This is a genomic window from Mesorhizobium sp. CNPSo 4661 (assembly GCF_057784215.1).
In genome coordinates this window covers 162,745-178,493 of sequence record NZ_JBWGIO010000001.1, presented here as the reverse complement: position 1 = coordinate 178,493, position 15,749 = coordinate 162,745, and the positions used below count along the sequence as shown (strand labels likewise).

Annotated in this window: 10 protein-coding genes and 1 pseudogene; 10 read left to right on the top strand and 1 reads right to left on the bottom strand. The window is 64.9% G+C overall.

What is annotated here, in order from left to right:
- Positions 1 to 69: 69 nt before the first annotated feature.
- The 10 genes from AC0YKC_RS00775 (at position 70) to AC0YKC_RS00730 (ending at position 14,212) form a co-directional block, all read left to right on the top strand.
- Positions 70 to 966 (top strand): class II glutamine amidotransferase, encoded by an 897-nt coding sequence (locus tag AC0YKC_RS00775; protein WP_320294636.1) that lies wholly within the window; start codon positions 70 to 72, stop codon positions 964 to 966.
- Between the two features lie 4 nt (positions 967 to 970).
- On the top strand, positions 971 to 1,702 hold the full coding sequence (locus AC0YKC_RS00770) for a GXGXG domain-containing protein (protein WP_320294635.1): 732 nt from the start codon (positions 971 to 973) through the stop codon (positions 1,700 to 1,702).
- Between the two features lie 6 nt (positions 1,703 to 1,708).
- Positions 1,709 to 3,037 carry an FMN-binding glutamate synthase family protein gene (locus AC0YKC_RS00765; RefSeq protein WP_488509202.1) on the top strand — a complete coding sequence of 443 codons (1,329 nt, stop codon included), beginning with the start codon at positions 1,709 to 1,711 and terminating at the stop codon, positions 3,035 to 3,037.
- Between the two features lie 47 nt (positions 3,038 to 3,084).
- Positions 3,085 to 4,392, top strand: a complete 1,308-nt coding sequence (glnT, locus tag AC0YKC_RS00760; RefSeq protein ID WP_434721606.1) for a type III glutamate--ammonia ligase — start codon at positions 3,085 to 3,087, stop codon at positions 4,390 to 4,392.
- Between the two features lie 92 nt (positions 4,393 to 4,484).
- Positions 4,485 to 5,738 carry a sarcosine oxidase subunit beta family protein gene (locus AC0YKC_RS00755; protein WP_488509200.1) on the top strand — a complete coding sequence of 418 codons (1,254 nt, stop codon included), beginning with the start codon at positions 4,485 to 4,487 and terminating at the stop codon, positions 5,736 to 5,738.
- 10 nt (positions 5,739 to 5,748) lie between these two features.
- On the top strand, positions 5,749 to 6,024 hold the full coding sequence (locus AC0YKC_RS00750; protein WP_320294632.1) for a sarcosine oxidase subunit delta: 276 nt from the start codon (positions 5,749 to 5,751) through the stop codon (positions 6,022 to 6,024).
- On the top strand, positions 6,024 to 9,005 hold the full coding sequence (locus AC0YKC_RS00745; protein ID WP_488509198.1) for a sarcosine oxidase subunit alpha: 2,982 nt from the start codon (positions 6,024 to 6,026) through the stop codon (positions 9,003 to 9,005). The genes AC0YKC_RS00750 and AC0YKC_RS00745 overlap by 1 nt, the downstream gene beginning before the upstream one ends.
- Positions 8,998 to 9,624: a sarcosine oxidase subunit gamma gene (locus AC0YKC_RS00740; protein ID WP_488509196.1), complete on the top strand. Its 627-nt coding sequence runs from the start codon at positions 8,998 to 9,000 to the stop codon at positions 9,622 to 9,624. The genes AC0YKC_RS00745 and AC0YKC_RS00740 overlap by 8 nt, the downstream gene beginning before the upstream one ends.
- Positions 9,625 to 9,881: 257 nt before the next feature.
- Positions 9,882 to 12,251 carry a trimethylamine N-oxide demethylase gene (locus AC0YKC_RS00735; RefSeq protein ID WP_488509195.1) on the top strand — a complete coding sequence of 790 codons (2,370 nt, stop codon included), beginning with the start codon at positions 9,882 to 9,884 and terminating at the stop codon, positions 12,249 to 12,251.
- 251 nt (positions 12,252 to 12,502) lie between these two features.
- The gene (locus tag AC0YKC_RS00730) at positions 12,503 to 14,212 is read left to right on the top strand and encodes a trimethylamine N-oxide permease (protein ID WP_320294628.1); all 1,710 of its coding nucleotides are present in this window, start codon (positions 12,503 to 12,505) and stop codon (positions 14,210 to 14,212) included.
- Between the two features lie 52 nt (positions 14,213 to 14,264).
- On the opposite strand, the pseudogene AC0YKC_RS00725 reads toward AC0YKC_RS00730, so the two are convergent.
- Positions 14,265 to 15,615 (bottom strand): annotated as a pseudogene (locus tag AC0YKC_RS00725) (LLM class flavin-dependent oxidoreductase).
- Positions 15,616 to 15,749 lie beyond the last annotated feature (134 nt).

The window sequence follows — 15,749 nt, the reverse complement described above, 5'->3', positions numbered from 1 at the left end:
TCATACCATTGAATTCGGCAAACTCATTCGGTACATCAATCTGAGAGCCAAAAAACGTCGGAGGCTGGCATGTGCGGAATCGTCGGACTTTTCTTGAAGGACAAGGCGCTGGAGCCGAAGCTCGGCGCGATGCTGTCGGAGATGCTGATCTGCCTCACCGACCGCGGCCCGGACAGCGCGGGCATCGCCATCTATGGCGCCCCTTCCAAGAACGAAGCCAAGATCACCATCCAGTCGGCCAAGCCGGAGCGCGATTTCCGCGGCCTCGACGCCGAGCTTGCCAAGGCGATCGGCGCCCCCGTCAGTCTTGCCACGAAATCCACCCATGCCGTCATCCGAACCGCGCCGGACAAGGTCGACGCGGCGCGCGAGGCGTTGCAGTCGCTGCGGCCCGACATCCGCATCATGGGCGCCGGCGAGGCGGTGGAGATCTACAAGGAAGTCGGCCTGCCGGAAGCCGTCGTCGACCGCTTCGACGTACGCTCCATGACCGGCACGCATGGCATCGGCCATACCCGCATGGCGACGGAATCGGCAGTGACGACGATGGGCGCGCATCCCTTCTCGACCGGCGCCGACCAGTGCCTGGTGCACAATGGCTCGCTCTCCAACCACAACAATGTGCGGCGCGAGCTGATCCGCGACGGCATGAAGTTCGAGACCGAGAACGACACCGAAGTAGCGGCCGCCTATCTCTCCAACCGGATGGCGCACGGCAAGAATCTCGGCGAGGCGCTGGAAGGCACGCTTTCCGACCTCGACGGCTTCTTCACCTTCGTCGTCGGCACCAAGAACGGGTTTGGCGTGGTGCGCGACCCGATCGCCTGCAAGCCCGCCGTCATGGCCGAGACCGACCAATATGTCGCCTTCGGCTCCGAATATCGCGCGCTGACCAAGCTGCCCGGCATCGACAATGCGCGGGTCTGGGAGCCCGAGCCCGCAACCGTTTATTTCTGGGAGCATTGAGCTGATGCCGGCAACCACAATGTCGAAGGCTGAGCGCGACCAGAGCCATGCGAGGGTTTTCGACCTCTCGCAACATTCGCTGCGCGAATTGAACCGGGCGCTGCACACGCTCACGTCCGGCTCGAACGAGACCGCCTGGGAAGTGCTCAACCCGAAGGGCAGCCACTCGGTGGCGGTCGGCGTCGACCAGCCGGTCTCTATCGATGTGCGCGGCAGCGTCGGCTATTACTGCGCCGGCATGAATGACGGCGCCGCGATCACCGTGCACGGTTCCGCCGGTCCCGGCGTCGGCGAGAACATGATGTCGGGCTCGATCGTCATCAAGGGCGACGCCAGCCAGTATGCCGGCGCCACCGGCCGCGGCGGTCTTCTCGTCATCGAGGGCAACGCCTCGTCGCGCTGCGGTATCTCGATGAAGGGCATCGACATCGTCGTGCATGGCAATATCGGCCATATGTCGGCCTTCATGGCGCAGTCCGGCAATCTGGTCGTGCTGGGCGATGCCGGCGACGCGCTGGGCGATTCCATCTACGAGGCGCGGCTTTTCGTGCGCGGCAAGGTCGAAAGCCTCGGCGCCGACTGTATCGCCAAGGAGATGCGGCCCGAGCACATCGAATTGCTGCAGGGCTTGCTCGACAAGGCCGGCGTCACCGGCGTCAAGGCGTCGGAGTTCAAGCGCTACGGCTCGGCCCGCAAACTCTACAATTTCAACATCGATAACGCCGACGCGTATTGAGGCAAGATGACCTACCGCAACCCGCCGACGACGCCGCGCAAATCCGCGACCTTCGACGACTACACGCTTTCCGAAATCCGCCGCGCGGGCGCGACCGGCATCTATGACATCCGCGGCGCCGGCGCCAAGCGCAAGCTGCCGCATTTCGACGATCTGCTGTTCCTCGGCGCGTCGATCTCGCGCTATCCGCTGGAAGGCTATCGCGAGCGCTGCGACACCTCGGTGGTGCTCGGCTCGCGCCATGCCAAGAAGCCGATCGAGCTGAAGATCCCGATCACCATCGCCGGCATGAGTTTCGGGTCGCTCTCCGGCCCGGCCAAAGAAGCTCTCGGACGCGGCGCCACGCTTTCCGGCACCTCGACCACGACCGGCGACGGCGGCATGACCGAGGAAGAACGCGGCCATTCCAAGCAATTGGTCTACCAGTATCTGCCGTCGCGCTACGGCATGAACCCGCGCGACCTGCGCCGCGCCGACGCCATCGAAGTGGTGGTCGGCCAGGGCGCCAAGCCCGGCGGCGGCGGCATGCTGCTCGGACAGAAGATCTCCGACCGCGTCGCCGAGATGCGCACCCTGCCCAAGGGCATCGACCAGCGCTCGGCCTCGCGCCATCCCGACTGGACCGGGCCGGACGATCTCGAGATCAAGATCCTCGAGCTGCGCGAGATCACCGACTGGGAAAAGCCGATCTACGTCAAGGTTGGCGGGGCGCGGCCCTATTACGACACCGCGCTCGCGGTGAAGGCCGGCGCCGACGTCGTGGTGGTCGACGGCATGCAGGGCGGCACGGCCGCGACCCAGGAAGTGTTCATCGAGAATGTCGGCCAACCGACGCTTGCCTGCATCAGGCCGGCGGTGCAGGCGCTGCAGGACCTCGGCATGCACCGCAAGGTGCAGCTCATCGTCTCCGGCGGCATCCGCAACGGCGCCGATGTCGCGAAGGCGCTGGCGCTCGGCGTCGACGCCGTCTCGATCGGCACGGCGGCGCTCGTTGCGCTGGGCGACAACGATCCGCGCTGGGAGGCGGAATACAACGCGCTCGGCAGCACGGCGGGCGCCTATGACGACTGGCACGAGGGCCGCGATCCGGCCGGCATCACCACCCAGGACCCCGAGCTGATGAAGCGGGTCGACCCGATCGCGGCCGGACGGCGGCTCGCGAACTACCTGAAGGTGATGACGCTCGAAGCCCAGACCATTGCCCGCGCCTGCGGCAAGAACAGCCTGCACAATCTCGAGCCCGAAGATCTCGTCGCGCTCTCGATCGAAGCCGCTGCCATGGCTGGCGTTCCGCTTGCCGGCACCAACTGGATACCAGGGAAAAACGGCTTCTAGAACACCAGAGACTAACAGCACCCAAAATCCGCGAGGGAACTACATAAATGGGGAACGATCTCGCCGCATTCGCCAAGGAGAACGGCGTAAAATATTTCATGATCTCCTACACCGACCTGTTCAGCGGCCAGCGCGCCAAGCTGGTGCCGGCGCAGGCGATCGCCGACATGCAGAAGGACGGGGCGGGCTTTGCCGGTTTCGCGACGTGGCTCGACCTGACGCCGGCGCATCCGGACATGCTGGCGGTGCCGGATCCGGCTTCGGTGATCCAGCTGCCCTGGAAGAAAGACGTCGCCTGGGTCGCCGCCAACTGCATCATGGACGACAAGGAGGTCGAGCAGGCGCCGCGCAACACGCTGAAGCGGCTGATCACCGAGGCCGCCCGCGACGGCATGCATGTGAAGACCGGCGTCGAGGCGGAATTCTTCCTCATCTCGCCGGACGGCAGTGCCATCTCCGACCAGTACGACACGGCGTCGAAGCCGTGCTACGACCAACAGGCGGTGATGCGCCGCTACGACGTGATCGCTGAGATCTGCGACCACATGCTGGCTTTGGGCTGGGGCCCATACCAGAACGACCACGAGGACGCCAATGGTCAGTTCGAGATGAACTGGTCCTTCGACCACGCGCTGGCGACCGCCGACAAGCACTCCTTCTTCAAGTTCATGGTCAAGTCGATCGCGGAAAAGCACGGCCTGCGCGCGACCTTCATGCCGAAGCCGTTCCAGGGCCTGACCGGCAATGGCTGCCATGCCCATATCTCGGTGTGGGACGAGACCGGCAAGACCAATGTCTTCGCCGACAATTCGATGGAGCTTGGGCTGTCGGCCAAGGGCAAGAACTTCCTTGGCGGCATCATGAAGCATGCCTCCGCCTTGGCTGCGATCACCAATCCGACGGTCAATTCCTACAAGCGCATCAACGCGCCGCGCACCATTTCGGGCGCGACCTGGGCGCCGAACACGGTGACCTGGACCGGCAACAACCGCACCCACATGGTGCGCGTGCCGGGCCCCGGCCGCTTCGAACTGCGCCTGCCGGATGGCGCCGCCAACCCCTATTTGCTGCAGGCGGTGATCATTGCCGCCGGTCTCGACGGCATCCGCTCAAAGGCCGATCCGGGCAAGCGCTACGACATCGACATGTACCAGTTCGGCCATACCGTCACGGACGCGCCGAAACTGCCGCTAAACCTGCTCGATGCGCTGCGCGAGTTCGATCATGACAAATCACTCAAGGCGGCGCTGGGTGAGGAATTTTCGTCGGCATATCTAAAGCTGAAGCAGCAGGAATGGAATTCCTATGCTTCGCACTTCACGCAGTGGGAGCGCGACCACACGCTGGATATCTGACCGTCCTGTAGTTGAGCATGATGTCGCCCGAAAGCCGCTTCACACTTTTCGGCATCATGCCCTAGCGGGGCGAGCGACCTTGGAATGACTTCATGAAATACTCCATCTTCTCGCTCGCCCGCGCCGCCCTCTCCGGCCACAAGAACTGGCAGCCGACCTGGCGCGACGCAGCGCCCAAGGATCGCTATGACGTGATCATCATCGGCGGTGGCGGCCACGGGCTCGCCACCGCCTGGTTCCTCGCCAGCGAGTTCGGCATCCGCAACGTCGCGGTGCTGGAAAAGGGCTGGATCGGCTCCGGCAATGCCGGCCGCAACACCACCATCATCCGCTCCAATTACGGCCTGCCCGGCAACACCGGCTTCTACGAATTGTCGATGAAGCTGTGGGAGAGGATGGAGCAGGACCTCAACTACAACGCGATGGTCAGCCAGCGCGGCGTGCTCAACCTCTATCATTCCGATGCGCAGCGCGATGCCTTCGCGCGGCGCGGCAACACGATGCGCATCAACGGCATCGACGCCGAGCTGCTCGACCAGGCGGCGCTGCGCAAGATGCTGCCGTTCCTGAATTTCGACAATGCGCGCTTCCCTGTGCAAGGCGGGCTGCTGCAGCGGCGCGGCGGCACGGCGCGGCATGACGCGGTGGTCTGGGGCTACGCGCATGCGGCGAGCGAACTCGGCGTCGACATCATCCAGAACTGCGAAGTCACCGGGTTCACACGCGACGCCAACGGCAAGGTCACCGGCGTCGAGACGTCGCGCGGCAAGATCGGCGCCGGCAAGGTCGGCATGGCGGTTGCCGGCTCCTCGTCACGCGTCGCGGCGATGGCGGGGCTTCGGCTGCCGATCGAAAGCCATGTGCTGCAGGCCTTCGTCTCCGAAGCGATCAAGCCGCTCATCCCCGGCGTCATGACCTTCGGCGCCGGCCACTTCTATGTCAGCCAGTCCGACAAGGGCGGGCTGGTCTTCGGTGGCGACATCGACGGCTACAATTCCTATGCCCAGCGCGGCAACCTGCCGGTCATGGAGGATGTCTGCGAAGGCGGCATGGCGCTGATCCCGATGATCGGCCGGGTGCGGCTGCTGCGCCAGTGGGGCGGCATCATGGACATGTCGATGGACGGCACGCCGATCATCGACAAGAGCCCGGTCGACGGCCTCTATATCAATGCCGGCTGGTGCTATGGCGGCTTCAAGGCGACGCCCGGCTCGGGCTTCGTCTTCGCCCATCTCCTCGCCCGCGACCAGTCGCATAAGGAAGCCGCGCTCTTCCGCCTCGACCGCTTCCAGCGCGGCGCCATGATCGACGAGAAGGGCCAGGGCGCCCAACCGAACCTGCATTGAAGACCCGACCATGCGCATAGTCTGTCCCTTCTGCGGCGAACGTGAACTCGGTGAGTTCACCTATCTCGGCGACGCCAAGCCACAACGCCCCGCGGCGGATGCCGGCGAGGACGCCTTCTACGACTACGTCTATCTGCGCGACAATGTCGCCGGGGTGATGAACGAGCACTGGTACCATGGCGGCGGCTGCCGGGCCTGGCTGAAGGTCACCCGCAACACGCTGACGCATGAGATTTCGGCCGTCGAGCCGGCGGCGGGCGTCGGCGCCGCCAAGGTTGGTGCGTGATGGCCGGCAATCAGGCAAACCGTCTCACATCCGGAGGTCTCATCGACCGCTCGGCCGCGCTCAATTTCCGTTTCGATGGCAAGACATTCTCGGGCTTCAAGGGTGACACGCTGGCTTCCGCGCTGGTCGCCAACGGCGTCAAGCTGGTTGGTCGCTCGTTCAAATACCATCGCCCGCGCGGCATCCTGACCGCGGGCTCGGAAGAACCCAACGCGCTCGTCGAATTACGCAGCGGCGCGCGGCGCGAGGCGAACACCAAGGCGACGACGGCCGAGCTCTATGAGGGTCTCGAGGCCGCAAGCCAGAACCGCTGGCCATCGCTCAGCTTCGACGTGATGTCGGTCAACCAGCTGTTCGCGCCGATCTTCGTCGCCGGCTTCTACTACAAGACCTTCATGTGGCCGGCAAAGTTCTGGGAAGCGATCTACGAGCCGGCGATCCGCCGCGCCGCCGGCCTCGGCCGCACCGCAAAGGTTTCCGACCCCGACCATTACGACAAGGCCTGGGCGCATTGCGATGTGGTGATCGCCGGCTCCGGCCCGGCCGGTCTGGCGGCCGCGCTTGCCGCCGGCCGCAGCGGCGCGCGCGTCATCCTGTGCGAGGAGGATTTCGTCCTTGGCGGGCGGCTGCTCGCCGATGGCGGCACGATCGACGGATTGCCGGCCGCCGAATGGGTTACGCGCACGGTTGCCGAACTTTCGGCGATGCCGGATGTGCGCATCATGACGCGCACGACGCTGTTCGGCGTCTATGACGGCGGCACCTATGGCGCGATCGAACGCGTCAACGACCATCTGCCGGTGCCGCCGGAGCATCAGGTGCGCCAGCGGCTCTGGCGGATCGTGGCCAAGCGCTGCGTGGTCGCCGCCGGCGCGATCGAACGTCCCATCGTCTTTGCCGGCAACGACACGCCCGGCGTGATGATGGCATCGGCCACCCGCAGCTACATCAACCGCTACGCCGCGACGCCGTCCAGGCGCATCGCGCTGTTCACCAACAATGAGGATGGCTGGCGTACGGCCGAAACGGCGATCGCCGCCGGACTGCAGGTGGCGGCAGTGATCGATGCGCGGCCGGATGTTTCGCCGGCGCATCGTTCGCTTGCCAGCAAAGGCGGCTTCCCGGTCCTACATGGCGCCATCAGCGGCGTCGACGGCGGCAAGGGCGGCGTGCGCAAGATTTCCGTCGCGCTGACCGGCGGCGCGCGCGCCGAGGTCGAGGCGGACGGGCTCGCCGTCTCCGGCGGCTGGAACCCGGCGGTCGGCCTTACCTCCTACCATCGAGGCCGGCCGAAATGGCGCGACGACATCGCCGCCTTCGTGCCCGACGGCGCACCGCCCGGCATGGTCGCGGCGGGCTCGGCCAACGGCGCCTTCGGGCTTGGCGCCTGCCTGCGCGAGGGGTTCGAAGCCGGCGCTGCCGCGGCACGCGATGCTGGACGCAGCGGCAACATCGGATCGATGCCGGTCGCCGACGACGACGCCTTTTCGATCACCCCGCTCTGGCATGTCGCCGGCAAGGGCAAGGCCTTCGTCGACCAGCAGCATGACGTCACCGCTTCCGATGTCGAGCTGGCGCAGCGCGAGGGTTTTCAATCGGTCGAGCATCTGAAGCGCTATACGACGCTCGGCATGGCGACCGACCAGGGTAAGACCTCGAATGTCGCCGGCCTCGCCATCATGGCGGCGGTCAGCGGCAAGTCGATCCCGGAGACGGGCACGACGATCTACCGGCCGCCTTACGTGCCGGTCGCCATCGGCGCCTTCGCCGGCCACCATCGCGACGAGAATTTCCATGCGACGCGGCTTACGCCGTCGCATCACTGGGCGGCCGAACAGGGCGCGATCTTCGTCGACACCGGCCTGTGGAAGCGCGCGCAGTGGTATCCGCGCGCCGGCGAGAAGGACTGGCTGGAATCGGTGACGCGCGAGGTCAAGGCGGTGCGCTCAGGCGTCGGCTTCTGCGATGTCTCGACGCTGGGCAAGATCGACGTGCACGGGCCCGATGCCGGCGCCTTCCTCGACCGCGTCTACATCAACGCCTTCTCCAGCCTCGCTGTCGGCAAGGCGCGCTACGGGCTGATGCTGCGCGAGGACGGCATCGTCTATGACGACGGCACCACCTCGCGCCTGGCCGAGGACCATTATTTCCTCACCACCACGACGGCCAAGGCCGGGTTGGTGATGCAGCATCTCGAATTCTGCCGGCAGGTGCTGTTCCCCGAACTCGACGTGCAGCTGACCTCGGTCTCCGATCAGTGGGCGCAGTTCTCGATCGCCGGGCCGAAGACCCGCGATCTCTTGAAGGAGATCGTCGATCCGACCGAGGACCTGTCGAACGAAGGTTTCCCGTTCATGGGCGCGCGCGAGGTCAAGCTGCGCGGCGGCATCAAGGCGAGGCTGTTCCGCATCTCCTTCTCCGGTGAGATGGCGTTCGAGATTTCGGTGCCGGCGCGCTATGGCGAGGCGATGGCGCGCAATCTGATGATTGCGGGAAAACCGTTCGGCGTGACGCCCTACGGCACGGAAGCGCTCGGCGTGATGCGCGTCGAAAAGGGCCATGTCGCCGGCCCGGAACTCAACGGCACCACGACCGCGGGCGATCTCGGCCTCGGCAAGATGATGTCGACCAAGAAGGATTTCATCGGCCGCGTCATGGCGGGCCGCGAGGCGCTGGTCGCACCGAACCGGCAGGTGGTCGTCGGCATCAAGCCGACCGACAAGGCGCGCCGCCTGCGCTCCGGCGCGCATATCATCCCGAAGGGCGAGACACCTGGCCCCGGCAACGACCAGGGCTATGTCACTTCGGTCTGCTTCTCGCCGGTGCTTGACCAATGGATCGGGCTGGCCTTGGTCGAGCGCGGGCGCGAGCGCATCGGCGAGATCGTGGGCGCGCATGATCCGCTGCGCGGCGAGGACTACGATGTCGAGCTCTGCAATTCCGTCTTCTACGATCCGGATGGAGGGCGCCAGCGTGGCTGATTTTTCCTGGGACATCCGCAGCCCGCTCGATCGTGCGCTGGTCGCCGGCTCTTACGGCGCGCAAGGCGACGCCGGCGTGGCGCTGACCGAGATCCGCAATTTCGACCTCGTCCAGGTAATGGCGCGGCGCGGCAAGGCAAGCGACATGGCGAAGGCCGCGCAGGCGCGCTTCGACGTCGCCGCGCCGGAAACGCCCAAGGCGGTAGGGACGGCCGATGCGACGCTGATATGGTCGGGACCGGACCAGTTCTTGGTGCTGTCGAGAGGCGGCAAGCATACGATGGATAGCCTTGCGCCCGTCTTTGCCGGATCGACCTCGCTTTCCGACCAATCGCATGCGCGGGCGCTGATCAGCGTTAGCGGCGACAAGGCGCGTGCGGTGCTCTCGAAGCTGTCGTCGATCGATCTGCACCCCGATGTGTTCGGCGTGGGTGCGGCGGCGGCGACCTCAATGGATCACACCAGCGTGACGCTGTGGCGCGGTGCGGACCGGGCCGCTGGGCAGGCTGTGTTCAATCTCCTAGTGTTCTCTACTTTCGCCGAGAGCCTGTGGCACACCATTCTCGATTCTGCAGCGGAATATGGTGCGACGATCGGTCATTCCGAGGAATTAATGTAGAGGCGCGCGCCCTCCTTCTCCCCTTGTGGGACAAGGTGTCGCCGAAGGCGACGGATGAGGGGTGCTCCAGGGAAAGCCAGCGTCTCACTCCGCTGGAACACCCCTCATCCGTCTCGGCGCTGCGCGCCGATCCACCTTCTCCCACAAGGGGAGAAGGGGAAGTCCCGCCTTGCCAAACCCATTCACCCTGCTATTCTCTCAGCGAAAATAATTTTACACACAGGCAAACTTGTTTCTCGCTCGGAGGAGGGTTTGAGATGAGCCAGTCGCCCTACCCTGCCGTCCAGTCCGGACCGCCGCGGCCGAGCCTGATCCTGCGGCCCGGCCAGATCGCGCTGCCGCCCGGTCTCGAGCGCTATACCGTGCAAGGCAACGGCGCGGTGCTGATCGACGTCGAGGCCGGCGACAGCGTCAGCGTGACCAATGTCGAGGGCGGCCAGCCTTGCGAATTGCTGGCCTGGGACACATCCGGCGCGACCGATCCCGGCATTTTCGGCGAGCGCTCGAACAGCAACGCCGCCGGCATCAAGGCGCTGCTCGCCGAAGGCGACGACAGTCTTGCAGCGCTGCGGCTCAGCCTCGAGCGACGCAAAGTGCAGCTCGACCAGCCGAAGGCGGTGCGCGTGTTCGGCGGCGCCACGCCGGCCGACACCGAGCAGAGTTTTTCCGTTCAACGCGACGGCGCGCTGCTGATCGCTGCGCCCGGCGGGCCGATGCTGGTCGACGGCCACAACACGGCGACGCCGCTGGCCGTGCTGGTCCGCCGCGCCACGATCCGGCTGAAGAACAGGTCGCAGCTTCCCGATCCGCTCGCCGATCCGGTGCTCGATCTTCGCGTGAAATCGGCGACGGCCGAATCCTATTTCGTCAAGGCAGGCGACTACCTGCAGATCATCGATGTCGACGGCCGGCAATGCACGGACTTCCAGTGTTTTTCGGCGCGCAAGCTGGACAAGGGACGCGACCTGCCGCTCGACGTGACCACCACTCGAACGCTGATGGGCGCGGCCTATCCGATGCCAGGCCTGCATTCGAAATATTACGACCAGGACATGGAGCCGCTGGTCGAGGTGGTGCAGGACACATGCGGGCGGCACGACGCCTTCGCGCTCGCCTGCGCCGCCAAATATTACGACGACATCGGCTATCCCGGCCACACCAACTGCTCGGAGAATTTCAACAAGGCGTTGTCCGACAAGGGTGTGACGCCCCGCGCCGGCTGGATGGCGATCAACTTCTTCTTCAACACGGCGATCGACGCGCATGGCGTGATGGTGTCGGACGAGCCGTGGTCGCGGCCGGGCGACTATGTGCTCTTGCGCGCGCTGACCGATATCGTCTGCGTCTCCTCCGCCTGCCCGGACGACACCACGCCATCCAATGGCTGGGACCTGACCGACATCCATGTGCGCGCCTATTCCGGCCAGCACAAATTCTCGCGAGCGATCGCCAGACGCATGAAGCCCGACTCGGAACCGAAAATGACCCGCGAGACAGCCTTTCATTCGAGCTTTGCCAAACACACGCGCGACTTCGTCGAATACAGGGGCTATTGGCTCGCCAATTCCTTCGCCAAGGAAGGGCCGATCGCCGAATACTGGGCCTGCCGGCGGGACGCCGTGATCATGGATCTGTCGCCATTGCGCAAGTTCGAGGTCACCGGGCCGGATGCCGAAGCGCTGCTGCAATACACGCTGACGCGCGATGTCAAGAAGCTCGGCGTCGGCCAGGTCGTCTATACGGCGATGTGTTACGAGCATGGCGGCATGATCGACGACGGCACGCTGCTCAGGCTCGGCAAGGACAATTTCCGCTGGGTCGGCGGCGACGATCTGTCCGGCGAATGGCTGCGCGAAACGGCGAAAAAACTCGGCCTCAACGTGCTGGTCCGCTCCTCCACCGACCAGATGCACAACATCGCCATCCAGGGGCCGAAGAGCCGTGACATATTGAAGGAAGTGGTGTGGACCTCGCCGGTGCAGCCCTCGATCGGCGAGCTCGAATGGTTCCGCTTCGCGGTCGCCCGGATCGGCGGCGGCAATGGTGTGCCGGTCGTGGTCTCGCGCACCGGCTATACCGGCGAGCTCGGGTACGAGATCTGGTGTCATCCGCGCGACGCCGAAAAGGTATTCGACGCCGTCTGGGAAGCCGGTCAGCCGCACGGGCTGAAGCCGATGGGTCTGCAGGCGCTCGACATGGTGCGCATCGAGGCCGGGCTGATCTTCGCCGGTTACGAATTCTCCGACCAGACCGATCCGTTCGAGGCCGGTATCGGCTTCACCGTGCCGCTCAAGACCAAGGCCGACGACTTCATCGGCCGCGACGCGCTGATCCGGCGCAAGGAGCATCCGCAGCACAAGCTCGTCGGGCTCGACATCGATGCCAATGTCGCCGTCGGCCATGGCGACTGCGTCCATGTCGGCCGCGCCCAGATTGGCGTCGTCACCTCCGGCATGCGCTCGCCGGTGCTCGGCAAGAACATCGCGCTAGCACGACTCGACGTCACCCACGCCGAGATCGGCACGGAGGTCGAGATCGGCAAGCTCGACGGCCATGCCAAGCGTTTGCCGGCGCGCGTCGTGGCCTTCGCCCATTACGATCCTCAGAAAACCAAACCACGTTCCTGATACGCCTCCCAAGGCGGATCCGACCCTCGCCGGCCGCCACCGGCGGCGGTCGGATCGATGTTTCGCAAGCGTGATGTGCATGACATTCACAAAACGCTTGACGCGAAAGCGCGCCGGATCAATCTTCACTCTTAAGAAAAAAATACGACTGAGTGGAAACACGACGGGTCGACGCTGATTTGCCGGGGAGCAAGCTTCGCGAGAGCCGAAGCGTCGCTGGCGGGGAACAACAAAAAGGGGAAGACAACCATATGAGCACGATAAGCACGGCCCTCGAGCAGCCTGCCGAAAGCAAGCTGCTCAGGCATATCGACTGGCGTGGCGCCTTCTGGGTGGCAAGCGGCGTTCCAGCACTGGTCCTGTTCTCGATCGGCGGCATTGCCGGCACGACCGGAAAACTCGCCTTCCTGATCTGGACGGTGTCCATGATCATGGGCTTCCTGCAATCCTTCACCTATGCGGAGATTGCAGGCCTGTTTCCAAACAAGTCTGGCGGCGCCTCGATCTACGGCGCTACCGCCTGGCTGCGTTATTCGAAATTCATCGCACCGCTGTCGGTGTGGTGCAACTGGTTCGCCTGGTCGCCGGTGCTGTCGCTCGGCTGCTCGATCGCCGCGGCCTATATCCTCAACGCGCTGGCGCCGATCCCGATCTTCAGCGAAACCTCGCCGGAGGTGGTCGCCTACATAGCGGCGCATGTCGGGACGGCGCCCGCCGACGCCATCACCGCGGTGACCGCCGCCGCGACGCCGGCGATCCGCAACTGGACGCTGTGGGGCCACACGCTCGGCCCGGTCTCCTTCACGCTCAACGCCACCTTCTTCATCGGCGCGGTTCTGATGCTGGTCATCTTCGCGATCCAGCATCGCGGCATCCTCGGCACCGCCAATGTGCAGAAATATATCGGCCTGCTCGTCATCATCCCTATGCTGATCGTCGGCGTCGTGCCGATCTTCACCGGCCAGATCGACTGGGCGAATTTCTCGCCGCTGGTGCCGCTGGCCGCCGCCTACGCGCCTGATCCCGGTTCGTGGAACATTGCCGGCTGGACGCTGGCGCTCGGCGGCATGTTCATCGCCGCATGGTCGACCTACGGCTTCGAGACCGCCGTCTGCTACACGTCGGAGTTCAAGAATCCCGGCACCGACACCTTCAAGGCGATCTTCTACTCAGGCCTGCTCTGCATGCTCCTGTTCATTCTGGTGCCCTTCACCTTCCAGGGCGTGCTCGGCTTGAACGGCATGCTGGCGACGCCGATCGTCGACGGCTCGGGCGTCGCCGACGCGCTGGCCGGCATGGTCGGCGGCGGTAAGATCATCCACAGCCTGCTGGTCATGCTGATGATCCTGGCGCTGGTGCTGTGCATCATGACGGCGATGGCCGGCTCCTCGCGCACGCTCTACCAGGGCTCGGTCGACGGCTGGCTGCCGCGCTATCTCAGCCACGTCAACGAGCATGGCGCGCCGACGCGGGCGATGTGGACCGACCTCTGCTTCAACCTGATCGTGCTGGCCATTGCCTCGGCCGACGCGACGAGCTTCTTCTTCATCCTCGCCGTGTCGAATTGCGGCTACATCATCTTCAACTTCCTCAACCTCAATGCAGGCTGGATCCACCGCATCGACAACGGCCATATCAACCGTCCATGGAAGGCCCCGAGCTGGCTGCTCGGCATCGGCGCGATCTTTGCCTATGTCAACGCGATCTTCATGGGCGCCGGCGCCAAGGTGTGGAACCCGATGGCGCTGTGGGCCGGCCTGATCACCGCCGCGTTGATCATCCCGGTGTTCTGCTTCCGCCACTACATCCAGGACGGAGGCAAGTTCCCGGAGCACATGCTGGCCGACCTCGGCATGGCGGGAGCCGACCTCTCGGTCAAGAAGGCGGGCATGCTGCCTTACCTGACGCTGATCGCCGGCGTGGCGGTGATGCTGATCGCCAACTGGGTGTTCGTCATCTGACATGGCAACCTGAAAGAGACGGGCGCGCCTCGGCGCGCCCGTTTCATTTTGATCAGCCTGCCTTGCGGACCGCCGACTCTTCGAAAAACCGGTTCTGTGGCCGCTTCAGGCCGAGATTCTCACGCAGCGTCGATCCTTCATATTCGCGCCGGAAGATTCCGCGCCGCTGCAGCTCGGGCACCACCTTCTCGGCGAAATCGTCCAGCCCCGCCGGCAGATAAGGGGAACATCACATTAAATCCGTCGCAGCCTTCAGTGAGGAGCCATTCCTCCATCTCGTCGGCGATGGTCCCGGGGGTGCCGACGAAAGCGAGACCTGAATAGCCGCCGAGCCGCTGGGCGAGCTGGCGGACCGTGAGGTTTTCCTTGCGCGCCAGTTCTATGACGCGCTCGCGGCTGCTTTTGCTGGCATTGGTGTCAGGAATGTCCGGCAACGGGCCGTCCGGCTCGAAACCCGACGCATCGTGGCCAAGGGCGATCGACAGCGAGGCGATGCCGCTCTCGTAGTAGACCAAGCTATCGAGCTTGGCTCGTTTGGCCCGCGCCTCCTCGACGCTGTCGCCGACGATGACGAAAGCGCCGGGCAGGATCTTGATATCGTCGCGCGAACGGCCAAGCTTTTCGGCACGACCCTTCACGTCGGCAAGGAAGCGTTGGCCGGATGCCAGGTCGGACGGCGCCGCGAAGATCAACTCCGCCGTCTCGGCGGCCAGCTGCCGCCCTGCATCCGAGGCGCCTGCTTGTACGATCACCGGCCAACCCTGGACGGGACGCGCGATGTTGAGCGGGCCGCGCACCGATAAATGCTCGCCCTTGTGGTCGAGCACATGCAGTTTCGATGTATCGAAGTAGAGCCCGCTCTCCGCATCGCGGATGAAGGCATCATCGGCAAAGCTGTCCCATAGCCCGGTGACGACGTCATAGAATTCGCGTGCCCGGTGGTAGCGCTCGTCATGCTCGACATGCTCGTCGAGGCCGAAATTCAGAGCCGCGTCCGGGTTGGACGTGGTGACGATGTTCCAGCCGGCGCGGCCGCCGCTGATATGGTCGAGCGACGCGAAACGCCGCGCGATATGATAGGGCGCATCGAAAGTGGTCGATGCGGTCGCGACCAGGCCGATGTGATCGGTGACGGCGGCGAGCGCCGACAAAAGCGTGAACGGCTCGAAAGAGGTCACCGTGTGGCTGCGCCGCAGCGCCTCGATCGGCATGTTGAGCACGGCCAGATGGTCGGCCATGAAGAAGGCGTCGAACTTCGCCGCCTCGAGCGTCTGCGCGAAGCGCTTCAGATGCGCGAAATTGAAGTTGGCATCCGCGTAGGCGCCAGGATAGCGCCAGGCGCCGGTGTGAAGACTGACGGGACGCATGAAGGCGCCGAGCCGTAAATGCCGTTTTTCGGACATGGGAATGATCCAGCGGTGACGAGCGTTGCCGCTCCGATATCGGCGCAGGATCGGCCTGCATCGCGCCGCTGAAAAGGAATTCTGTTTTGCGGAAGCCCTGCAGCGGAGCATTTTTCGCCCGGCTGGCCCCGGAT

Coding starts and splice junctions, on each gene's coding strand:
- AC0YKC_RS00755 (WP_488509200.1), top strand. CDS start 4,485: ATGAAATACTCCATCTTCTCGCTCGCCCGCGCCGCCCTCTCCGGCCAC.
- AC0YKC_RS00745 (WP_488509198.1), top strand. CDS start 6,024: ATGGCCGGCAATCAGGCAAACCGTCTCACATCCGGAGGTCTCATCGAC.
- AC0YKC_RS00770 (WP_320294635.1), top strand. CDS start 971: ATGCCGGCAACCACAATGTCGAAGGCTGAGCGCGACCAGAGCCATGCG.
- AC0YKC_RS00750 (WP_320294632.1), top strand. CDS start 5,749: ATGCGCATAGTCTGTCCCTTCTGCGGCGAACGTGAACTCGGTGAGTTC.
- AC0YKC_RS00775 (WP_320294636.1), top strand. CDS start 70: ATGTGCGGAATCGTCGGACTTTTCTTGAAGGACAAGGCGCTGGAGCCG.
- AC0YKC_RS00735 (WP_488509195.1), top strand. CDS start 9,882: ATGAGCCAGTCGCCCTACCCTGCCGTCCAGTCCGGACCGCCGCGGCCG.
- AC0YKC_RS00765 (WP_488509202.1), top strand. CDS start 1,709: ATGACCTACCGCAACCCGCCGACGACGCCGCGCAAATCCGCGACCTTC.
- AC0YKC_RS00730 (WP_320294628.1), top strand. CDS start 12,503: ATGAGCACGATAAGCACGGCCCTCGAGCAGCCTGCCGAAAGCAAGCTG.
- glnT (WP_434721606.1), top strand. CDS start 3,085: ATGGGGAACGATCTCGCCGCATTCGCCAAGGAGAACGGCGTAAAATAT.